Origin of the sequence: Massilia sp. CFBP 13721 (genome assembly GCF_014842025.1) — a bacterium.
Taxonomy (GTDB): Bacteria; Pseudomonadota; Gammaproteobacteria; order Burkholderiales; family Burkholderiaceae_D; genus Telluria.
On the sequence record NZ_JACYUY010000025.1, the window covers coordinates 72312 to 91838 of the forward strand.

The window sequence follows — 19527 nt, forward strand, 5'->3', positions numbered from 1 at the left end:
TGTTAGTCTTGACGAACCCACACCACCTTGACGCCACCGCCGACCGGATTGGCGCTACGCTGGATCAGCGACTGCGCATTCAGGGTGGCGCGGTCGAGGCGGATGCGGCTGTTCACGAGGAACCAATTGCTTTTCACGCTGAGCGAATCGTCCACCGTCGCGCGCCCACCGATCTCGGTCTGAAACTTGGCGAGATCGTTCCACGGCACGTTGCGGCGGCGCGCCAGCAGGGATTGCGCCTCCGACAGCGAATAATTCGGAATTACCGCCGCCAGCACTTCGGCCGACGCCGTGTTGACGTTGATCGGCGTGCGTTCCGGCAACACGATGACATACGGGCGCAGCTTTTCCAGCATGTCCGGCGTGATCCCGCGCACCGCCAATAAATCCTCGATTTCGAGGAATTTGATCGGCGTGCCCAGGCCGGTGCGTACCACCGGGATCGTGCCGGCCAGCTCGGGATCGACGCCATCGCCGCTACCGTCGCCGCCGGCGGCGTCCGCACGCGCGCCCGTGCCGGCTCCGCCCGGCAAGGCGCCTGCATCCGGATTGCCGCCCTCGCTCGGATCGCGTTCCTGGCCGCCCACTTCCTGGCCCGTGATCGGATCGACAGTCCCGGTCGCGACGATCGCCGGCTGGCTGCCCGCAATCAGGTTGGCTGCGGTTTTCGCCAGCGCCGGGTTGATCTGCAAGTTCGTGAACAGGCGCTGGAAGATCGCCAGGTTGTCCGCATCGATCGCGCCGCCCCTGGCCGTGGTGCGCGCCAGGTTGCGCAGATTGTAACGCGAGGTGGCATCCACGATGTTGCCGGAAAGACTAGCATCGAAGTTTTCGCCTTCGATCCGTTCCCGCTCAATGTACTGGTCGAGCCGGGTTTCCGCCAGTGGGGTCGCCCAGACGTGGATCAGTGCGGTGTAGTTCGGATTGTCGTAGGCATCCTGGCGCAGCACCAGCGTCGACCAGTCGAGTGCGCCACGCAGGATCCAGCGCGTCTGCAGGTGCAATCTCTGGTTTTCCATCGAGCGCACCTGCACCTGCTGCTGCCAGAACAGGCTGGCGACGATGGATATCGCCAGCGTGGTCAGCAGCAAGGCGGTGATGACGGCCACGCCGCGCTGGCGCCGGAAAGGTTGGTAAGCGCGCCGCATCAGATGCTGCCCAACAGAAAAGACTTGGTTAGCGGCTGCGGATAGCTGCGCGCCGCCAGTTCCACCTGCACGCCGGTGATCGGGGCAGTAGGAAGGCCGCCCGGCGTCATGTCCGGCTGCTTTTTCCAGGCATTGTTTTGCCACACGAGTACCGCCATCGACGCCACGCCGCCCTGCAGCGTCACCGGCGGCGTCGGGTCGGTGTCGCTGACCGAGGCTTGCCACAGTGCGTCGAGTTCGACCAGGTCGCGCGTGGTATTCGATTCGCGCCGCATTAGCTGGCCGTCGACCAGGCGGTAAGCAATCACTTGCAGGCGGGCCGGTTCGTTTTCGTTGAACACGGTGCGCACCAGGGTAATCCGGTTATCGGCTTGCAGCAGGAAGGGACGGCGTCCGAGCATGGTGGCGTCGGCCGCGTGCTCGCAATCGCTTTGCATTTGGGCAAACGCGAGCTGCATGCCGCGCGTCATTTCCATCTGGTCGGTGAGGGCGACGCGGGCGCGTACGATGCCGTCCAGCCCGCGCCAGCCGAGCACGGCGACCATGGCGAGGATGCCGATCGCTACCAATAATTCGACCAGGGTGAACCCGCGCGCCGTTTTCATGCCGTCGGCCTCAGGACGAGTTGCACCAGTTTCAGAATGCGCCGGTTTGGATTGTCCATGTCGAACACCGATACCTCGACCCGGCGCAATTGCGGATTCGGGCTGGCCAGCACTTCGTCGGTACACATCAGCTTTAAGTCGCCCTGGCCGCAGGCGTAGCTGCGCTTGCCCACTTCAGGAAACTCGCGGTTCAGGCGGATCTGCACCAGGCGGTTTTCGGCCGACCAGGTCGCCATCATCGAGGCGCGCAGGCCGGCGCCGTTCGCGGCCAGGCTGCCGACGGCGCGCAGGCCGGCGGCGAGTGCGGTGCCGACGATGACGAGCGCTACCAGCACTTCGAGCAGGGTGAAGCCGGTAGAGGATGGGAAGCGGGTCGCTGAGCGGGTCACTGCGGCTCTCCCGGTTCGATGACCGTAAAATGGCCGACGCCATCGGCGCGGATGCCGACACTGTTGTTGCCGCTGGCCAGGGTCAAAATAAACGGCTTGTCGACCGGCTCGCGCCCGAAGGTGACGCGCATGGTCTCGCCGCCGACGCCGGCCGCGGGCGGGTCGAGCAGCAGGCGCACCGGCGCATTCTTGAAGGGCCGCTCGCGCAATAAATCGTCTTCGTTCATCGCGGTCCAGCCGGTGTCGTTGCGTACCAGGAAACGGTAGCGCTCAGGGGTGGCTTCGAAGGCGACTTGCCGGTTGCGCACGATGGCTTCGTCGCGCGCCAGTTGCAACAGCAAGGTCAGGCGCTTCGCTTCGTTCTCGAGGTCCTGGCGCGGGCTCGGAATCGCATTGAGCGAGGCCATCCCGAGCGTGATGCCGATGATGACCATTACGACCAGGATCTCCACTAAAGTGAAGCCCGCGGCCCGGCGCGGCGGCGCGACGCCAGCCATGACAGGCCTTACTGCTGCCAGGAGCCGACGTCGGCGTCTTCGCCCTCGCCGCTGGCCTGGCCATCGGCGCCGAACGAGAAGATGTCGACTTCGCCATGCAGGCCGGGCGACAGGTACTGGTACGAATTACCCCACGGGTCCTTCGGCAGTTTCTCAACATAGCCGCCTTCTTTCCAGCCGTTCGCGGACGGGCCCGAAGTCGGCTTGGTGGTCAAGGCTTGCAGGCCCTGCTCGGTGGTCGGATAGCGCTGGTTGTCCAGCTTGTAGAGTTTCAAGGCTTGCATCAGGGTGGCGATGTCCGTCTTGGCCGCGACCACGCGCGACTCGCCGGTACGGCCCAGCAGTTTCGGCACGACCAGCGCACCGAGAATACCGATAATGACCACGACAACCATGATTTCAACGAGGGTGAAGCCGCGTGCGAGACGGCGGCCAACTGCGCGGTGTGAAACGATCTGCATAGTCAAATCTTGAAAAGGTGGATCGGAAACAATCGAACTAGTATAAGGCCGAATGGCGCCAGCGGCCACTCACCGTCGTGCCCCATTGTATTGCAGAGCAAAGCCGCAGGCGATATCAAGTGTGTACAGGTCTTTCGGCACAGACAGGGCAAGCCGGATTGCGCGCCGCCCGGATCTCGGTCCACTCCATGGCGCGCGCATCGAGCATCAATAAACGCCCTGCCAGCGGTGTGCCGATGCCCACGATCAATTTCAAAGCCTCGGCCGCCTGCACGGCGCCGACGATCCCGACCAGCGGTGCGAACACCCCCATCGTACTGCAGGCAACGTCTTCGAAACCACTATCTTCCGGAAAGACGCAGGCATAGCAGGGACAATCGGCGCGCCGCATATCGAAGACCGACAATTGCCCGTCGAAGCGAATCGCCGCGCCCGCCACCAGCGGCACGCCGGCTGCCACGCAGGCGCGATTGACGGCGTGACGGGTGGCAAAATTGTCGCTGCAGTCGAGCACGATCGATGCCTGTTGTACCAGTTCGCGCAGGCGTTCGCCAGTGGCGCGTTCGCACAGGGCGGTGACAGTGACCTCGGGATTGATCTCGCGCAAAGCCACGCGGCCAGACTCGACTTTCGGCGTACCAATACGGCCGGTCGTGTGCATCACTTGGCGCTGCAGATTGGTCAGATCGACGTCGTCGTCATCGACCAGGGTGATCCGGCCGACGCCGCTGGCGGCCAGGTACAGCGCCGCCGGCGAACCGAGACCGCCCGCGCCGATGACGAGCACGTGCGCGGCCAGCAGGCGGGCCTGGCCTTCGATGCCGATGTCGTCGAGCATGATGTGGCGCGAGTAGCGCAGGAGCTGCTGGTCGTTCATGGAGAGAGGATTTGATGCGGCGGGCGTGGGACACGTGATGGAGGCCGGTGCCCTCCATCACGTGTCCCACCATGCAGATTATTTTTTCGAGCCCTTCAGTTCCGGCGGTTTCGTCTCGCTACCCGGCAATTCCTTCGGCGCCGGCGGCGTGACTTCGATCGCTTCCGGCTGGGCGATTTTTACTGGCAACCCTTTAAAATGGTTCAGGGCTTGGGCCAGTTGAAAATCGTCCTTGCCGCCCAGTTCGAGCGGCTGGCGGTTTTTCATCAGGGCCAGCGCGCGCTGCTTCTGCTCGGCGCCGTCGCGCGCCTCTTTTGCGGCCGCCGCGCCCGGCTTTTCGTTTTCTCCCGTCAGATGGCGCTGCAAATCGACTTCGCGTACCCGCAATGCGTTCAGGCCATCGCCCTCCGCCGTCTCCTCGACTTTTAAATCGGGCACGATGCCGCTGGCCTGGATCGGCCGTCCCTTGGGCGTGTAGTAGCGCGCCGTGGTCAGTTTAATAGCGGTGTCGGCGGACAAGGGGCGCAGGGTCTGCACCGAGCCTTTGCCGAAGGTCTGGCTGCCCATCACGATGGCGCGCTTGTAGTCCTGCAGGGCGCCGGCGACAATTTCCGACGCCGATGCCGAGCCGCCATTGACCAGTACCACCATCGGCACCGTTTTCAGGGCTGCCGGCAGTTTCGCTAGCGGATCGGCGCCGCGCGGCGCATAGAATTCGCGGCGGCCATAGTAACTCTGGTTCGAATCCGGCAACTGGCCCTTGGTCGAGACGATCAGTTCTTCCTTCGGCAGGAAGGCCGTCGACACGCCGACCGCGCCCGGCAACAGGCCACCCGGGTCGTTGCGCAGGTCAAGGATTAGCCCCTTGATGTTCGGATTGGTGGCGTACAACGCTTGCGTCTTGCTTGCCAATTCCTCGAGCGTGGCTTCCTGGAACTGGCTGATGCGCACCCAGGCGTAATCGGGCTCGACCATCTTGGCCTTGACGCTCAGCACGCGGATTTCCTCGCGCGTGACCGGCACTACCCAGGGGCGGTCCTCGCCGCGGCGCGCAATCGTCAGCGTCACCTTGCTGCCGGGCTTGCCGCGCATCTTCTTGACGGCGTCGTCGATCGACAGCCCCTTCACCGGGACATTGTCGATGCGGGTGATCAGGTCGCCGGCCTTGATGCCGGCGCGGTAGGCGGGCGAATCCTCGATCGGCGAGACAATTTTGACGTAGCCATCTTCGGCCGCGACTTCGATGCCGACGCCGACGAATTTGCCTTGCACGCTTTCGCGCATCTCGCGGTAAGCCTTCTGGTCGAGGTAGACCGAATGCGGGTCGAGCGCGGCGACCATGCCGCCGATGGCGTCGGACAGCAGTTTCTTGTCCTCGACCGGCACCACGTAATCGCTTTTGATGAGGCCAAAGACATCGGCCAGCTGGCGCAGTTCGTCCAGCGGCAGCGGGCTCGCTTCGCCCTTCTGCGCCCAGGCCGATACCTGCACCGTCAGCGCCACGCCGGCTACCACACCGAGGCCGACCAGCCCCATGCTTTTTACTTTGTTACCCATCGCTGCCCCTAGAATTTGACCCAGCTTGCGGGATCGAAGGCTTTACCGAGATGCCTGAGCTCAAAGTATAGTCCCGATTCCTCGTTACCGCCGGTGTTGCCCGCGCTCGCGATCGGCTCGCCCGCGCGCACCGCGTCGCCCGCCCGTTTCAGCAGCGTCTGGTTATTGGCGTAGATCGATAAATAGCTGCCGCCATGGTCGACGATGATCAGGTTGCCGAAGCCGCGCATCCAGCCCGAGTGCACCACGCGGCCGACCGCCACCGCGCGCACTTCGGTGCCTTCCGGCGCCTTGATGAACATGCCTTTCCAGCTCGGGCCATCGCCACCGCGCTTGGCGCCGAAGCGCGCGGCGACCGTGCCGCTGACCGGGGCGTTCAGGCGCCCGCGCATGGCGGCAAAGGCGCCGGCCGGCGCGGCGGGCGCCAGCGAAATGTCGAGCGTGCGCTCTTCCTGCTTCGGCTGCTCGGCCACTTTCGGCTCTTCCGGCTCCGGCGGCAACGGTTTTGGCGCCGGCTTGCCGGCTTTCGCCGCTTCGCGCGCCAGGCGGTCGCGCTCGGCTTTCGCGGCGGCGCGTGCCAGTGCCCGCGCCTTGGCGGCGGCTTCGGCTTCGGCCTTGGCCTTGGCGCGTGCCGCGGCCAGCGCTTCCTGGCGCTTGCGTTCGGCCTCGGCCTGCTCCGCGATCAGGCGCGTCAACTTGTCGACCAACCCGCTCATGCGCTGTTCGTCGCGCTGCAGGCTATCGACCTGTTTTCTCTGCACTACCAGTTTGCTCGACAGCTCGCCCAGCAAGGCGGCCCGTCTCGCCTTTTCCTTTTCCAGCACGGCTTTCTGGTCGCGTTGTTCCTCGGCGATTTCCTCGAGTTCAATCTTGGCGTTCTCGACCTTCTCGCGGTTTTGCTCGACCTGCGCCAAATTCGTGTTCAGCGAGGCCAGCAGTTTTGCCTGCGCCTGCGACACGTAAGCCATCATCTGCAGATCGCGGTTGATGCGGTTCGGGTTGTCGCCCGACAGCAGCAGCTTGATGCGGTCTTCATTGCCCGCCACATAGTGCTCACGCAGCAGGGCAGACAATTGTTTCTTTTGATGAACAATTGTTTGTGCCAGCCGTTCCTGCTCGGTGGCCAGGTCTTGCAGGCGCACATTGGTTTCCAATGTTTCCTGGCCCAGGTCGCGCAGCGCACGGTTGGCGTTCGAGATCGCTTCTTCCGACTCGGCCAGGTTGTCGGCGACGTCTTCCTTTTCGCTCTCGGTGCGGTTGATTTCTTTTTTCAGCGCCGTCAGCTTTTGCTGGATACCGGCGCGCTGGGCCTCCGCCGCCGCCTTCTGGCGGCTGCGTTCGGTAGGCTTGGCGGCCGCAACAGCGCCCGCCGCGCTCAAGGCCAGCAAGCCGCCCAGCAATGCGCTGGCGGCTACCTTCTTGATAGGAAAGCGCAAGACCTTACTTTGCCTTCCCTTGGTTCGCTACGGCGGCGACCGCTGCAGCGATCGCATCCTGGTCGCCCAGGTAGTAATGGCGGATCGGCTTCAGATGTTCATCGAGTTCGTAGACCAGCGGCTGGCCGTTCGGGATGTTCAGGCCGACGATGTCGGCGTCGCTGATGTTGTCGAGCATCTTGATCAGCGCGCGCAGGCTGTTGCCGTGGGCCGAAATCAGGATCTGCTTGCCGGAACGGATGGCCGGGGCGATCTCTTCTTCCCACACCGGCATCACGCGCGCCACGGTGTCTTTTAAACATTCGGTCAACGGAATCTGCTCTTTCGGCAAGCCGGCATAGCGCGGGTCATTGAACGATACGCGCGGATCGTTTTCTTCCAGCGCAGGCGGTGGCGTGTCATAGCTGCGGCGCCAGACCAGCACTTGCTCGTCGCCGTACTTGGCCGCGGTCTCCCCCTTGTCGAGGCCTTGCAGGCCGCCATAGTGGCGTTCGTTCAGGCGCCAATCGTTCTTGATCGGCAGGTACATCTGATCCATCTCGTCGAGCGCCAGCCACAGCGTGCGGATCGCGCGCTTCAGCACCGAGGTATAGGCCAGGTCGAACGCGAAACCGGCCTCGCGCAGGGCGCGGCCGGCATTCTTCGCTTCAGTGATGCCTTTCTCGGTCAGGTCGACGTCGACCCAGCCGGTAAAACGGTTGGCCAGGTTCCAGGTGGATTCGCCATGGCGCATGAATACGATTTTGTACATAAGCTCTTCTTTACTTTAATTAAAAACCTGCGAGAGGGGCCTCGGTGTGCGCGCCGGGCGGCTGTGCCGCAGGGCGCTGCGGATTCCGAGGTCGCCAAAAGATTCCTGTCCGGCTTCTATTTTATAATGCGCGGATTGTGTTCAACCATTGGAAGCCTTGTGAAATTCATCCTCGATAATATCTTCATCGTCGCCATTGCCGTCGTTTCCGGTGGCGCGCTGCTGTGGCCAGCCCTGGCACCGAAGGGCCGCCGCGCTACTGCGCTGCAAGTTACCCAGTTGATCAACCGTGGCAAGACGACGCTTCTCGACGTCCGTAGCGCCGACGAATTTGCCGCTGGTCATGTGCGCGACGCGAAAAACATTCCGCTGGCAGACTTGGGCAATCGCATCGGCGAACTGGAAAAGTCGAAAGGCCGCACCCTGGTCGTCATCTGCCAGAGCGGCGCCCGTTCCGACAAGGCCGTGCGCCAGTTGAAGGCGGCCGGGTTCGAGGATGCCCTCAGCCTAGAAGGTGGCCTGACCGCCTGGACGGCTGCCGGTTTGCCGGTTACCAAATAAATCAAGACAGGAAGGAAGAACCATGACTGCCCACGTTGTTCTGTATCACACTGCCAGCTGCCCATATTGCGTCCGCGCCGAGCGCCTGCTCGAAGCCAAGGGCATCACCGACATCGAACGCATCCGTGTCGACCTCGACCCGGAACAGCGCCAGATCATGATGCAAAAGACCGGCCGCCGCACGGTGCCGCAAATCTATGTGGGCGAGACCCACGTCGGCGGCTTTGACGATCTGTATGCGCTGGACCAGGCGGGCCGCCTCGATCCGCTCCTCAAGGGGGAGTAAGGCGGTGGATGCGGGTTGATCAGGCGTCTGCCGCTGGGCACAAGTGCCCAAGCTCCCCGAGGCCTTTGAAAAAGGCGCCCCGCGGGAGTATTGCATCCAAATTGATTTTGATACAATTGCCGCTGCGTTGACTCCAAGCCGCACGGGGGCGGCGCTTTGCCGTCCCTCTTACTTCATAACGAAAGCGTTCCATGTCCGACGAAAACCTGCAACCAGTCTTCCAAATCCAACGCGTCTATCTGAAAGACATGTCGCTGGAACAACCAAACTCCCCAGCCATCTTCCTCGAGCAGGAAGCCCCGACCATCGAGGTGTCGCTGGATGTTGGCGCTGAAGCAATCGCCGATGGCATCTATGAGTCGACCGTGACTATCACCGTGACCGCCAAGGTCAAGGACAAGGTCGCTTTCCTGGTCGAAGGCAAGCAAGGCGGCATCTTCGAGGCGCGCAACATCCCTGCCGACCAGATGGACCCACTGCTGGGCATCGGCTGCCCGAACATCGTGTACCCGTACCTGCGCGCGAACATCGCCGACGTGATCACCCGTGCCGGCTTCCCGCCAGTGCACCTGGCCGAGATCAACTTCGAAGTGTTCTACCAGCAGCGCCGCCAGGCGATGGCTGAAGCCGCCGCAGCCGCACCGGCAAACTAAGCTGTAGTCAGTCCGGCTGGTCCGGCTGGATTGTTGTGATGGGCATTCTTGCCGCGCCTTTGGCCAAAAAAGCGCGGTGCGGATGCCCTTCCTGCCATCTTGGCGTCTGGTTGTACGCTCGAGCCCGGGCCTTGCCATGACCACTTCCCGATTCGCTTTCCACTGCTTGGCTGCCCTGTTGCCGACGCTGGCCTGCGCGCACGTATGCGCCGCCGACTTCCGTTCCATCGGTGCGCCCTCGGTGGTGCTGTACGATGCGCCGTCGTTAAAAGGGATGAGACGCTATGTCGCGCCGCACGGCATGCCGGTCGAGATCGTGGCGCGCTACGGCGCCTGGGTCAAGGTACGCGATGCCGAGGGAGAGCTGGCCTGGACCGAATCGAACGGGCTGTCGGCGCGCCGCAATGTCGTGGTGAAAGCGGCATCGGCCAGAGTCCATGCTGCTCCCGATGAGAATGCCGCCATCCTCATGACCGCCGACAAGGGCGTGCTGCTCGAATTGAGCGACCCGCAAGCGGGCGCCTGGGTGCGGGTACGGCACGAGGACGGCATCGCCGGTTTCGTGCGCGCGGCCGAGGTCTGGGGCATCTGAATCCAACTATGCAAGAACTCAAACCATGACCAAGATTACCGTTCTCGGCGCCGGTGCCTGGGGCACGGCGGTTGCCATCGCGGTGGCCGCCCGCCACGACGTGCTGCTGTGGGGCCGCAACGCCGAACAAATGGCGACCACCGCGGCCGCGCGCGAGAACACGACCTATTTACCCGGCCAGCTGCTGCCGGACAGCCTGCGCGTGACGGCCGACTTCGAAGCAGCGCTGGCGCACGTGCTCGATGCCAAGCCCGGGGAGGCGCCCTTGCTGATCGCCGCCTGTCCGGTGGCCGGCCTGCGGCCCCTGCTCCAGCAATTGAAGGGGCGCGCGATTCCGAATGTCGTCTGGCTCTGCAAAGGATTTGAATACGGCACCGGCTTGCTGCCGCACCAGGTCGTGCGCGAGGTATTGGGCGACGCGGTGCCGGGCGCGGCCCTGTCGGGTCCGTCGTTCGCGCAGGAAGTCGCGCGCGGCCTGCCCTGCGCACTGACCGTGGCCTCGACTTCGCGCGTGCTGCGCGACAACGTCGTCGCCACCGTCCACGGCGGCAACCTGCGCGTGTATGCCTGCGACGACGTGGTCGGCGTGGAAGTCGGGGGTGCGGTGAAAAACGTGCTGGCGATCGCCACCGGCACCGCCGACGGCCTTGGTCTCGGCCTGAATGCGCGCGCGGCGCTGATCACGCGCGGCCTGGCCGAGATCACCCGCCTCGGCACGGCGCTCGGCGGCCAGGCCAGCACCTTCATGGGCTTGACCGGGATGGGAGATTTGATCCTGACCTGCACCGGAGACCTGTCGCGCAACCGCCGCGTCGGCCTGGCGCTGGCACAGGGCAAACCGCTGGACACGATCGTGGCCGAACTCGGGCACGTGGCCGAGGGCGTACCCTGCTCGAAAGCGGTGCGCGACCTGGCGGCGAGGCTGGGCGTGGACATGCCGATCACGAATGCGGTGGCGGCAGTGCTGTTCGATGGGTATGACGCGGCGGAGATGGCGAAGCAGTTGCTGGCACGCGATCCGCGCAATGAATTGACTTAAGGTATGCGCTTCGTGAAGCGGACTCGGAGAGCCCGCTTCACGATGTTATTTGTCCTGCCCTGCTCCGGCATTGGTATGGGTCGGCCCGCCAGTGCGTACCGGCCCCAATAAAATCGTCATCAGGACCACCGCATCCTCGTTGGCACGGATGCCATGCGGTTCGCCGCCGATCAGGTACAGCATCTCGTTCGGACGCAGCACGACACTGTTGCCGTGCGCGTCGACGATGATCTCGCCTTCCAGGCACAACAAGGTCACTTCTCCCTCGACCCGGTGTTCTGGCATCGGCTTGTCCTTCGGGACGATCAGCCGGATCAGTTCCATGTGCTCGGTCTTCGCCAGCGCGATCGACGTGAAATTGGCAATGTCGTCTTCGCCGCGTTGCAAGGCGATTCGTTCGCCCGATGCTGCGTGTTGCAAGGCCATGTCGCCTCCTTTATTCAATCACTCTCTTCGGTTATGTGGGGCACGTCGCGCAGCCAGGTCACCAGCGCGAACGCATCCTTGAATCCGCGCGCCAGCCGCGGCACCAGCTCGTCCGGATCGTTCACCTTGAGTGGCAGTTCCGTCCACACGAAAAAGCTTTTCAGCTTGATGTGCTCGATATGCGGGTGCGCCGGGTCAAACCCTTTTGGCGGACGCTGCAGTTTGTCTTCGTCGAGCAGGTCGCCATAGGTCGCGCGCAGGTGTTTATTCTTTAATATTTTTGCGAAACCTGTCGCATCGTTGACCACGTGTTCGCGGATCGCCTTCAAACGCGCGGCCGGGGGCAGGTATTCGCCGGCGCCGATACCGAGCGTGCCGTTGCCATCGATCTGGAAATAATAGGTCGAACCGCCGCCTTCGCTCGGGCGGCGTCGGTTGTTCGGCGTGATGCCGGCCGAAAAACGGGTTTTATACGGGGTCTTGTCGTTCGAAAAGCGGATGTCGCGGTTGATGCGGAACATCGCCTTTTTCGGGTCGACGGCGGCGACCTGGCGGTCGAAGGTGGATAGCTCACGAATCAATTCTGTGACCACTTCCAGGAACTCTTCGCGCAGGATGTCGTAGCGCGGCTTGTTCATGATGAACCAGGGACGGGTGTTGTTTTCGCTGAGCTCGCTTAGAAATTGCGTCAAGTCACGCAGATGCATGGAAAATCCGAAAAAGTAAAAGTAAGAATTATGGAGAGGGACGGGGCCGCTTGCCGACGGTGACATCGACCGTCGCTTCGCGGTTCTGGCGCATCAGCCTCAAGCGCGCCTTGGCGCCGGGCGCCAGCTGGGCGATCAGGTTCAGCATCTCGCCGGTATTGCTGACGTTTTGCCCTTCGACGGCAAGCAAAATATCGCCCGGGCGCACGCCGGCGCGGTCGGCCGGGCCATTGCGCACGACGCCGGCGATGATGGCGCCGCTCTGGCGGCCGAGGCCAAAACTGCTGGCCAGTTCCGGGGTGATGTCTTGCGATTCGATGCCGATCCAGCCGCGCACCACTTGCCCATGCTTGACGATCGAATCGAGCACGTTGCGCGCGGTGGAGACGGGAATGGCGAAACCGATGCCGATCGAGCCGCCGGTTTGCGAATAAATCGCGGAATTAATGCCGAGCAGGTTGCCGTTGGTGTCGACCAGCGCCCCGCCCGAGTTGCCGAAGTTGATCGCGGCATCGGTCTGGATAAAATTCTCGAAATGGTTGATGTGCAGGTTGTTCCGCCCCAGCGCCGAAATAATGCCCATGGTGACGGTTTGGCCGACACCGAACGGATTGCCGATCGCCAGCACCACGTCGCCGACGCGGGCGTCGTCCGGCTGGCCCAGCACCATCACCGGTAAATTGCGTTCGCTGATGCGGATCACGGCGAGGTCCGTCTCCGGATCGGTACCGACCATGCGTGCGGCTGCCTTGCGGCCGTCGGCCAGGCCGACTTCGATCTGGTCGGCGCCTTCGACCACGTGGAAGTTGGTAATGATGTAGCCTTCTCCGCTGACGATCACGCCCGAACCCAAACTAGACATTTGCTCCTGGGGCGGCGCGCGGTCGCCGAAAAAACGGCGGAAGAACGGGTCTTTTAAAATCGGATGGGCTTCGCGCGAAGCCTTGCTTGTGAGGATGTTCACCACCGCCGGCATCGCCTTGCCGGCGGCTGCACGATAGCTCTCGGCCACGGCGCCGGACTGGGCTTGCAGCACCGGCACCGTGCGCGCCCCGGGGGCCACCGGCACCTGGACCGGAGAACGCCCGAGCCAGTCCGGACGCATGGTCGCGACCACGAAATACAGGGCGAGCGCCACCGTCACCACCTGGGCGAACAACAGCCACAGCCGGCGCAGCGGCGAGGCCGGGCGGATGGTGATGACGTCGTTTTTCACTGTGGGGGTGTTTTACTACGCAGGGAATCGCGGATTTCGCGCAGCAGCAGGATGTCTTCCGGCGTGGCCGGCGCCTTGGCCGCCTCGGCTGGCGCGAGGCGCTCGCGCATGCGGTTCATCAGGCGCACCATCTGAAAGATGATGAAAGCGAGAATAATAAAATTCAGCAAAATCGTCAGGAAATTGCCGTAGGCAAGTACCGCACCGGCTTTTTTCGCTTCCGCCAATGCCAGGCCTGTTGCCTGGTTATTCAAGGGTATATAGTAATTCGCGAAATCGAGCCCGCCGAAGATCTTCCCGATCGGCGGCATGATGACGTCCTGCACCAGGGAATCGACAATGCGTCCGAATGCGCCGCCGATGATGACACCGACCGCCAGGTCGACTACATTGCCGCGCATCGCGAATTGCTTGAATTCATTCATCATCGACATTATTTTCCCCCGTGAGCGGATCGAATTATCCATGTCGATGATACCGCAAGCGCTTTTTATGCGTTGCGCACCACGTCCTTGCCAGCTCCACGCCACAAGGCCGCTCACTGCCCATCTGCCCCGGCGCGAAGCAAATAATGCACGCACCGCGGCACCGGATCGCTAGCGGAAGGCAAGCCTGTTTCGGTGCCTTCGCACAGCCAATATTTTTTCTCCAATAAAGATTGCCATTCACATATAATTTTGTGTTGCTGCAAGCTCTTCATTGATTTCCAAGATTCGTAATTTCACGGAGTGGGGTTGGTATGAGTAATGATAAGCAGGTCGATTCAGGCCGGCGCGGTTTGCTCGTTGCGACATGCGCAGCGGGCGGCGTCGTCGGTGTGGCCACGGCGGGTGCCCTGGTCAGTACCTTCCAGCCGTCCGAGCGCGCGAAAGCTGCCGGCGCTCCGGTCGAAGTGGATATCTCGGACGTCAAGCCGGGCGAAATGAAGGTCGTCGAATGGCGCGGCAAGCCTGTGTGGATCTTGCGCCGCACGCCCGAAATGCTTGCCAGCCTGCCGAAGAACGACGCGCTCGTCGCCGACCCCAAGTCCGAAAAAATCTTCCAGCTCGATATGCCCGAGTATGCGAAGAACGAATTCCGCGCCCGTCCCGAACATAAAGAGGTGCTGGTCACCGTCGGCATCTGCTCGCACCTGGGCTGCTCGCCCTCCTCGCGCCTGAGCGAAGGCCCACAGCCGAACTTGCCGGACGACTGGCACGGCGGCTTCCTGTGCCCTTGCCACGGCTCGACCTTCGACCTCGCCGGCCGCGTCTTTAAAAACAAGCCTGCGCCGACGAACATGGACATCCCTCCGTACATGTATCTCGCTGACAATAAAATCGTGATCGGCAAAGACGAGAAAGGCGAGGCATAACATGGGCGCCGCATTCAAGGAAACGAAGCTGCCGGCCAACGCGCCGGCCGGCCACAAGGCACTGGCCTGGGTCGACGACCGCTTCCCGCTGTCGAAACTCTGGAACGACCAATGGGGCAAGTACTATGCCCCGAAAAACTTCAATATCTGGTACCTGTTCGGCTCGCTTGCGATGCTGATCCTGGTACTGCAAATCGTGACCGGCATCTTTTTGACGATGCACTACAAGCCGGACGCGAATCTTGCCTTCGGTTCGGTCGAATACATCATGCGTGAAGTGCCTTGGGGCTGGCTGGTGCGCTACATGCACTCGACCGGCGCCTCGGCCTTCTTCATCGTCGTCTACCTGCATATGACCCGTGGCCTGCTCTACGGTTCCTACCGCAAGCCACGCGAATTGATCTGGATCTTCGGCTTTGCCATTTTCCTGTGCCTGATGGCTGAAGCTTTCTTTGGCTACCTGCTGCCATGGGGGCAGATGTCGTACTGGGGCGCCCAGGTGATCGTCAACCTGTTCGGCGCGATTCCCGTGATCGGCCCCGACCTGTCGCTGTGGATCCGCGGCGATTACGTCGTTTCCGACGCTACCCTCAACCGCTTCTTCGCCTTCCACGTCATCGCCCTGCCGCTGGTGCTGCTGGGCCTGGTTGCGGCGCACCTGATCGCCCTGCACGAAGTCGGCTCGAACAACCCTGACGGCATCGAAATCAAGGACCACATCGGTCCCGACGGTCACCCGCTCGACGCGATTCCGTCGCATCCGTACTACACGACCAAGGATTTGTTCGGCGTCTCGATGTTCCTGCTGATTTTCTCGGCGGTCGTGTTCTTCGCCCCGGAAATGGGTGGTTACTTCCTCGAGTACAACAATTTCATTCCGGCCGATTCGATGAAGACGCCGCCGCACATCGCACCGACCTGGTATTTCACGCCGTTCTATTCGGTGCTGCGTGCGACCACCGCCGACTTCATGTACGTGCTGATGGCGGCGATTGCCCTGTACGTCGTGTTCATCTGGATGAAGTCGCGCCTCTCCTTCAAGGCCAAGGTCGCGATTGCGGCAATCGCGCTGGTCTTGATCATCGGCATGCTGCCGCAGGTGCTAGAAGCGAAATTCTGGGGCGTGGTGCTGTTCGGCTCGTCGGTCGTGATCATCGCTTTGCTGCCCTGGCTCGATCATTCGCCGGTACGCTCGATCCGCTACCGTCCGGACTGGCACAAGTGGGTGTATGCGCTGTTCGGCCTGTCGTTCGTGGCGCTCGGCTACCTCGGCACCCAGCTGCCGACGCCGGCCTATACCTTGATTTCCCAGGTGTGCACGCTGTTGTACTTCAGCTTTTTCCTCCTGATGCCGTGGTGGAGCGCCGCCGGCCGGTTCAAACCGGTGCCGACGCGCGTGACTTTCCATCCGCATTGATCGCAGGCTCAAGCTTAAGGACAACCATGAACTTCACCAAGAAACTGATTGCAGTCCTGGCGCTGGTGCCAGGGCTGGTATTCGCAGCCGAAGGCGGCTTTCCTTTGGACCGCGCGCCGGAACGCAGCGACATGGCGTCGCTGCAAAATGGCGCCAAGCTGTTCGTCAACTATTGCCTGAATTGCCACTCGGCGTCGTCGATGCGCTACAACCGCTTGCGCGATCTCGGCCTGTCCGACGAGCAGATCAAGACCAATCTGTTGTTCTCTGCCGACAAAGTGGGCGAACTAATGAAGACGGCGATGCGCCCGGACGATGCCAAGGCCTGGTTCGGTGCGGTGCCACCGGATCTGTCGGTGATCGCGCGCGCAAAATCGTCGCCGGCGGGCAGCGGCGCCGACTACCTGTACACCTATCTGCGCACTTTTTATAAAGACGACGCGCGCCCGACCGGTTGGAATAACATGGTCGTGCCAAACGTGGCGATGCCGCACGCGATGTGGCAGTTACAGGGCGTACGCACCGTCAAAATGGTCGAAGAGACTGATCCGCACGACGCCGCCAAGAAGATCCACAAGTTCGCCGGTTGGGAGCAAGTAGCGCCCGGGACGATGTCGGCGACCGATTTCGACACCGCGACGGCCGACCTGGTTGCCTATCTCAGCTGGATGGCTGAGCCAGCGCAAGGAACGCGCAAGAAACTTGGTGCTATCGTGCTGATTTTCCTGTCAGTATTTGCTTTCCTGGCTTGGCGATTGAACGCGTCCTACTGGAAAGATCTGAAGTAATTCGTTTTCATTGCCCGCTTGGCTATAATACGGGCAATTATTATTCGGGGTGAGTCGCTCGGCGCTCGCCCCTTTGTTTCTTAAGGAACGCCAATCATGATGGTTCTCTACTCCGGCACCACGTGCCCGTTCTCGCAACGTTGCCGCCTTGTCCTGTTCGAAAAAGGCATGGATTTCGAAGTGCGCGACGTCGACCTGTTCAACAAACCGGAAGACATCTCGACGATGAATCCGTACGGCCAGGTCCCGATCCTGGTCGAACGCGAACTGATCCTGTACGAATCGAACATCATCAACGAGTACATCGACGAGCGCTTCCCGCACCCGCAGCTGATGCCGGCCGATCCGCTGATGCGCGCCCGTGCCCGCCTGATGCTGTTCAACTTCGAGAAGGAACTGTTCGTCCACGTGCATGTGCTGGAAAGCGACCGCAACAAGACGAACGAAAAGGCCCACGACAAGGCGCGCGCCGAAATCCGCGACCGCCTGACGACGCTGGCGCCGCTGTTCCTGAAGAACAAGTACATGCTGGGCGACGAATTCTCGATGCTCGACGTGGCGATCGCCCCGCTGCTGTGGCGCCTCGACCATTACGGCATCGAACTGTCGAAGACCGCCGCGCCGCTGATGAAGTACGCCGAGCGCATCTTCTCGCGTCCTGCCTACATCGAAGCGCTGACGCCATCGGAAAAGGTCATGCGTCGTTAAAGCGCACCGCCAATGGTGCTCCGCTTGGCGGACGCACCGTTGGTACACTTTTCCTGGCGCCAGTGTTGCGACGTCGTTTGACATTCCGCAGTAAGCTGGCACCTTGCATTTGTACGTTCCACACGCGTTCGCCGGCGTCGACTAACGCGGCAAGCACGTGTGGCTGCGGTGGCGCATCCGTTCGCCAGTCCATTGACGGATCATTGTTTATTTCATCTGCACATGTCTGAGATTTCCACCAAGCCTTATTTGCTGCGCGCCCTGTATGAATGGTGCACCGACAGCGGTTTTACGCCTTATCTCGCAGTCAAGGTCGACGCGGCCACGACGGTTCCGATGGAATACGTCAAAAAGGGCGAGATCATCCTGAACATCGCCTATGGCGCTACGTCCGGGCTGAAGATGGACAACGATGCGATCCACTTCCGCGCCCGTTTCGCCGGTGTCTCGCGCGAAATTTATGTGCCGGTGCAAAACGTCCTCGCCATCTATGCCAACGAAAACGGCCAAGGCATGGCATTCGATGTCAGCACCACTGCGGCCGACATCGCGCCAGCGGCGGACGAGCCCACCACAGGCGCGCCGACGCTGTCGGCCGTGCCTGATGTGACGAGCGCAACGCCTGCGGCAGAGGTGTCGCATTCGCCCGACGACGATAACGAGCCCCCGAAAAAAGGCGGCCGCCCGACGCTGACACGCATCAAATAGCGCTATAATTCCTGCCGTACAGATTACGCCGGCTTAGCTCATTTGGTAGAGCAGTTGATTTGTAATCATCAGGTGGCCAGTTCGAAACCGGCAGCCGGCACCAGAAATTAGTAGTGAAAACAATGCCTTACGTGCGATGCACGTGAGGCATTTGTCTTTGTGATCGGCGAAAAGTACACTTTCAGTACACTCAGCAATTACAGAGGCTTCATGGCAACCATCGTTCCTACCCCTTCCGGCACCTATAAAGCGCTCGTGCGCATGAAGGGTTGGCCAACCACTTCCAAGACTTTTCGGCTCAAACGCGACGCGGTGGATTGGGCACGCAGGACTGAAGACGAGATGGTTCGTGGCGTCTATATCTCGCGTAGCGGCTCAGAGCGGATGACCGCGCAGGAAGCCTTAAAGCGCTACCTGACAGAAGTCACGCCAACAAAGAAGCCGACTACCCAACGTAGCGAGAACGTCACTGCAGGGCACCTAGGGGCCTTCCTAGGCAAATACTCAATGGCAGCCTTGAGTAGCGAGCTTGTTGCCTCCTACCGGGACCATCGTTTGGCATTAGGCAAGTCGAATAATACCGTCCGCATCGAGCTGGCAATGCTGAGCAACCTGTTCACTGTCGCTATCCAAGAATGGGGACTTGGCTTAACCCATAATCCGGTGTCGGCCATTCGCAAGCCCAGTCCAGGCAAAGGGCGGGACCGCCGGCTGAACGTCAACGAAGAGAAGCGTTTGCTCGACGCGGTCAGGCAACACAGCAACCCAATGCTGAGCTGGGTCGTCAGACTAGCGATCGAAACCGGCATGCGCCAGTCGGAAATCCTTAACCTGCGCTTCTCGGACGTTGATCTGCGTAGCCGTGTGGTCCGCCTGTCCGATACCAAGAACAATTCTGCCCGGACAGTACCGCTAACGGCAGCTGCCACGGCAGTCCTCAAAGAAGCAGTCGACAACCCGTTGCGCCCCCCGAACACCGACCTCGTATTTTTCGGTGAGCCTGGCAAAGACGGGGAGCGCCGACCATATCAGTTTGCGAAAATCTGGGGCGATATCAAGACTACGCTGGCTATAACCGACTTGCATTTTCACGACCTGCGACACGAAGCGGTCAGCCGCCTCGTTGAAGGCGGGTTAAGTGACCAGGAGGTTGCATCGATTAGCGGGCACAAATCGATGCAAATGCTTCGTCGTTACACTCACTTGCGTGCGGAGGATCTGGTGGCAAAGCTCGACGGACTAAGGAAGATTCACGCTGTCGTATTCGACGTTTACGGCACAATGTAGTGGTCAAGTAATTTCGGACACGACGATAAGTTCTTTCTCTGCCATTGTGCGTTCATAGACGCTG

The 19527-nt window shown here is 61.7% G+C and carries 24 protein-coding genes and 1 tRNA gene; 12 read left to right on the forward strand and 13 right to left on the reverse strand.

Annotated elements, in window-relative coordinates:
* Positions 1–2 precede the first annotated feature (2 nt).
* From gspK to gpmA, 9 genes are all read right to left on the reverse strand, one after another.
* Entirely contained in the window at positions 3–1148 is a 1146-nt protein-coding gene (gene gspK / locus IFT60_RS20770; RefSeq protein WP_192055221.1) for a type II secretion system minor pseudopilin GspK, read from the reverse strand.
* Positions 1148–1753: a PulJ/GspJ family protein gene (locus IFT60_RS20775; protein ID WP_192055223.1), complete on the reverse strand. Its 606-nt coding sequence runs from the start codon at positions 1751–1753 to the stop codon at positions 1148–1150. The genes gspK and IFT60_RS20775 overlap by 1 nt, the downstream gene beginning before the upstream one ends.
* A complete protein-coding gene (gene gspI, locus IFT60_RS20780; protein WP_374001229.1) occupies positions 1750–2142 on the reverse strand; it encodes a type II secretion system minor pseudopilin GspI in 393 nt (130 codons plus the stop codon). The genes IFT60_RS20775 and gspI overlap by 4 nt, the downstream gene beginning before the upstream one ends.
* Entirely contained in the window at positions 2139–2639 is a 501-nt protein-coding gene (locus tag IFT60_RS20785; RefSeq protein WP_192055226.1) for a GspH/FimT family pseudopilin, read from the reverse strand. The genes gspI and IFT60_RS20785 overlap by 4 nt, the downstream gene beginning before the upstream one ends.
* Before the next feature lie 8 nt (positions 2640–2647).
* A complete protein-coding gene (gene gspG / locus IFT60_RS20790) occupies positions 2648–3100 on the reverse strand; it encodes a type II secretion system major pseudopilin GspG (protein ID WP_192055228.1) in 453 nt (150 codons plus the stop codon).
* A gap of 115 nt (positions 3101–3215) precedes the next feature.
* Positions 3216–3977, reverse strand: a complete 762-nt coding sequence (locus IFT60_RS20795) for a HesA/MoeB/ThiF family protein (protein WP_192055231.1) — start codon at positions 3975–3977, stop codon at positions 3216–3218.
* A 78-nt stretch (positions 3978–4055) separates the two neighbouring features.
* The gene (locus IFT60_RS20800; protein WP_192055233.1) at positions 4056–5534 is read right to left on the reverse strand and encodes a S41 family peptidase; all 1479 of its coding nucleotides are present in this window, start codon (positions 5532–5534) and stop codon (positions 4056–4058) included.
* 8 nt (positions 5535–5542) lie between these two features.
* Complete coding sequence (locus IFT60_RS20805; RefSeq protein WP_374001228.1) at positions 5543–6970, reverse strand: murein hydrolase activator EnvC family protein; 1428 nt, start codon at positions 6968–6970, stop codon at positions 5543–5545.
* A gap of 4 nt (positions 6971–6974) precedes the next feature.
* Positions 6975–7721, reverse strand: coding sequence for a 2,3-diphosphoglycerate-dependent phosphoglycerate mutase (gpmA, locus tag IFT60_RS20810; protein ID WP_192055235.1), 747 nt, complete (start codon positions 7719–7721; stop codon positions 6975–6977).
* Between the two features lie 159 nt (positions 7722–7880).
* Between gpmA and IFT60_RS20815 the strand changes: the two genes are divergently transcribed.
* The 5 genes from IFT60_RS20815 to IFT60_RS20835 all read left to right on the forward strand — a co-directional run bounded on the left by IFT60_RS20815 (position 7881) and on the right by IFT60_RS20835 (position 10852).
* The gene (locus tag IFT60_RS20815; protein WP_192055238.1) at positions 7881–8282 is read left to right on the forward strand and encodes a rhodanese-like domain-containing protein; all 402 of its coding nucleotides are present in this window, start codon (positions 7881–7883) and stop codon (positions 8280–8282) included.
* A gap of 22 nt (positions 8283–8304) precedes the next feature.
* Positions 8305–8568, forward strand: coding sequence for a glutaredoxin 3 (grxC, locus tag IFT60_RS20820; RefSeq protein WP_192055240.1), 264 nt, complete (start codon positions 8305–8307; stop codon positions 8566–8568).
* A 191-nt stretch (positions 8569–8759) separates the two neighbouring features.
* Entirely contained in the window at positions 8760–9221 is a 462-nt protein-coding gene (gene secB, locus IFT60_RS20825) for a protein-export chaperone SecB (RefSeq protein WP_056342613.1), read from the forward strand.
* A 136-nt stretch (positions 9222–9357) separates the two neighbouring features.
* Positions 9358–9813, forward strand: a complete 456-nt coding sequence (locus IFT60_RS20830; RefSeq protein ID WP_192055242.1) for an SH3 domain-containing protein — start codon at positions 9358–9360, stop codon at positions 9811–9813.
* Positions 9814–9838: 25 nt separating this feature from the next.
* Positions 9839–10852, forward strand: a complete 1014-nt coding sequence (locus IFT60_RS20835; RefSeq protein ID WP_192055244.1) for an NAD(P)H-dependent glycerol-3-phosphate dehydrogenase — start codon at positions 9839–9841, stop codon at positions 10850–10852.
* 45 nt (positions 10853–10897) lie between these two features.
* Here the strand turns inward: IFT60_RS20835 and IFT60_RS20840 are convergent, their stop codons facing one another.
* Genes IFT60_RS20840 through mscL form a run of 4 tightly spaced genes read right to left on the reverse strand, consistent with a single transcriptional unit; the run spans position 10898 to position 13635 of the window.
* Positions 10898–11278: a cupin domain-containing protein gene (locus tag IFT60_RS20840; RefSeq protein WP_192055247.1), complete on the reverse strand. Its 381-nt coding sequence runs from the start codon at positions 11276–11278 to the stop codon at positions 10898–10900.
* Positions 11279–11292: 14 nt separating this feature from the next.
* Positions 11293–11985 carry a DUF2461 domain-containing protein gene (locus IFT60_RS20845; protein WP_192055249.1) on the reverse strand — a complete coding sequence of 231 codons (693 nt, stop codon included), beginning with the start codon at positions 11983–11985 and terminating at the stop codon, positions 11293–11295.
* Positions 11986–12013: 28 nt separating this feature from the next.
* The gene (locus IFT60_RS20850) at positions 12014–13162 is read right to left on the reverse strand and encodes a Do family serine endopeptidase (RefSeq protein ID WP_307729702.1); all 1149 of its coding nucleotides are present in this window, start codon (positions 13160–13162) and stop codon (positions 12014–12016) included.
* Between the two features lie 35 nt (positions 13163–13197).
* Positions 13198–13635 (reverse strand): large conductance mechanosensitive channel protein MscL, encoded by a 438-nt coding sequence (mscL, locus tag IFT60_RS20855; RefSeq protein ID WP_192055277.1) that lies wholly within the window; start codon positions 13633–13635, stop codon positions 13198–13200.
* A gap of 305 nt (positions 13636–13940) precedes the next feature.
* Between mscL and petA the strand changes: the two genes are divergently transcribed.
* The 7 genes from petA to IFT60_RS20890 all read left to right on the forward strand — a co-directional run bounded on the left by petA (position 13941) and on the right by IFT60_RS20890 (position 19463).
* Positions 13941–14555, forward strand: a complete 615-nt coding sequence (gene petA / locus IFT60_RS20860; RefSeq protein ID WP_192055251.1) for a ubiquinol-cytochrome c reductase iron-sulfur subunit — start codon at positions 13941–13943, stop codon at positions 14553–14555.
* Between the two features lies 1 nt (position 14556).
* Positions 14557–15972: a cytochrome b gene (locus IFT60_RS20865; protein ID WP_192055254.1), complete on the forward strand. Its 1416-nt coding sequence runs from the start codon at positions 14557–14559 to the stop codon at positions 15970–15972.
* A gap of 26 nt (positions 15973–15998) precedes the next feature.
* On the forward strand, positions 15999–16760 hold the full coding sequence (locus IFT60_RS20870) for a cytochrome c1 (protein ID WP_192055257.1): 762 nt from the start codon (positions 15999–16001) through the stop codon (positions 16758–16760).
* A 96-nt stretch (positions 16761–16856) separates the two neighbouring features.
* On the forward strand, positions 16857–17468 hold the full coding sequence (locus IFT60_RS20875; protein ID WP_056342583.1) for a glutathione S-transferase N-terminal domain-containing protein: 612 nt from the start codon (positions 16857–16859) through the stop codon (positions 17466–17468).
* Between the two features lie 222 nt (positions 17469–17690).
* Positions 17691–18176, forward strand: coding sequence for a ClpXP protease specificity-enhancing factor (locus IFT60_RS20880; protein ID WP_192055259.1), 486 nt, complete (start codon positions 17691–17693; stop codon positions 18174–18176).
* 27 nt (positions 18177–18203) lie between these two features.
* Positions 18204–18279 (forward strand) — tRNA-Thr (locus IFT60_RS20885).
* A 107-nt stretch (positions 18280–18386) separates the two neighbouring features.
* A complete protein-coding gene (locus IFT60_RS20890; protein WP_192055261.1) occupies positions 18387–19463 on the forward strand; it encodes a tyrosine-type recombinase/integrase in 1077 nt (358 codons plus the stop codon).
* The last annotated feature ends 64 nt before the right edge of the window (positions 19464–19527 follow it).

Bases quoted from the DNA above. Each gene is read 5' to 3' on its own strand.
- gspK (WP_192055221.1), bottom strand. From the start codon at position 1,148: ATGCGGCGCGCTTACCAACCTTTCCGGCGCCAGCGCGGCGTGGCCGTC.
- IFT60_RS20775 (WP_192055223.1), bottom strand. From the start codon at position 1,753: ATGAAAACGGCGCGCGGGTTCACCCTGGTCGAATTATTGGTAGCGATC.
- IFT60_RS20785 (WP_192055226.1), bottom strand. From the start codon at position 2,639: ATGGCTGGCGTCGCGCCGCCGCGCCGGGCCGCGGGCTTCACTTTAGTG.
- gspG (WP_192055228.1), bottom strand. From the start codon at position 3,100: ATGCAGATCGTTTCACACCGCGCAGTTGGCCGCCGTCTCGCACGCGGC.
- IFT60_RS20795 (WP_192055231.1), bottom strand. From the start codon at position 3,977: ATGAACGACCAGCAGCTCCTGCGCTACTCGCGCCACATCATGCTCGAC.
- IFT60_RS20800 (WP_192055233.1), bottom strand. From the start codon at position 5,534: ATGGGTAACAAAGTAAAAAGCATGGGGCTGGTCGGCCTCGGTGTGGTA.
- gpmA (WP_192055235.1), bottom strand. From the start codon at position 7,721: ATGTACAAAATCGTATTCATGCGCCATGGCGAATCCACCTGGAACCTG.
- grxC (WP_192055240.1), top strand. From the start codon at position 8,305: ATGACTGCCCACGTTGTTCTGTATCACACTGCCAGCTGCCCATATTGC.
- secB (WP_056342613.1), top strand. From the start codon at position 8,760: ATGTCCGACGAAAACCTGCAACCAGTCTTCCAAATCCAACGCGTCTAT.
- IFT60_RS20830 (WP_192055242.1), top strand. From the start codon at position 9,358: ATGACCACTTCCCGATTCGCTTTCCACTGCTTGGCTGCCCTGTTGCCG.
- IFT60_RS20835 (WP_192055244.1), top strand. From the start codon at position 9,839: ATGACCAAGATTACCGTTCTCGGCGCCGGTGCCTGGGGCACGGCGGTT.
- IFT60_RS20840 (WP_192055247.1), bottom strand. From the start codon at position 11,278: ATGGCCTTGCAACACGCAGCATCGGGCGAACGAATCGCCTTGCAACGC.
- IFT60_RS20845 (WP_192055249.1), bottom strand. From the start codon at position 11,985: ATGCATCTGCGTGACTTGACGCAATTTCTAAGCGAGCTCAGCGAAAAC.
- mscL (WP_192055277.1), bottom strand. From the start codon at position 13,635: ATGTCGATGATGAATGAATTCAAGCAATTCGCGATGCGCGGCAATGTA.
- petA (WP_192055251.1), top strand. From the start codon at position 13,941: ATGAGTAATGATAAGCAGGTCGATTCAGGCCGGCGCGGTTTGCTCGTT.
- IFT60_RS20865 (WP_192055254.1), top strand. From the start codon at position 14,557: ATGGGCGCCGCATTCAAGGAAACGAAGCTGCCGGCCAACGCGCCGGCC.
- IFT60_RS20870 (WP_192055257.1), top strand. From the start codon at position 15,999: ATGAACTTCACCAAGAAACTGATTGCAGTCCTGGCGCTGGTGCCAGGG.
- IFT60_RS20875 (WP_056342583.1), top strand. From the start codon at position 16,857: ATGATGGTTCTCTACTCCGGCACCACGTGCCCGTTCTCGCAACGTTGC.
- IFT60_RS20880 (WP_192055259.1), top strand. From the start codon at position 17,691: ATGTCTGAGATTTCCACCAAGCCTTATTTGCTGCGCGCCCTGTATGAA.
- IFT60_RS20890 (WP_192055261.1), top strand. From the start codon at position 18,387: ATGGCAACCATCGTTCCTACCCCTTCCGGCACCTATAAAGCGCTCGTG.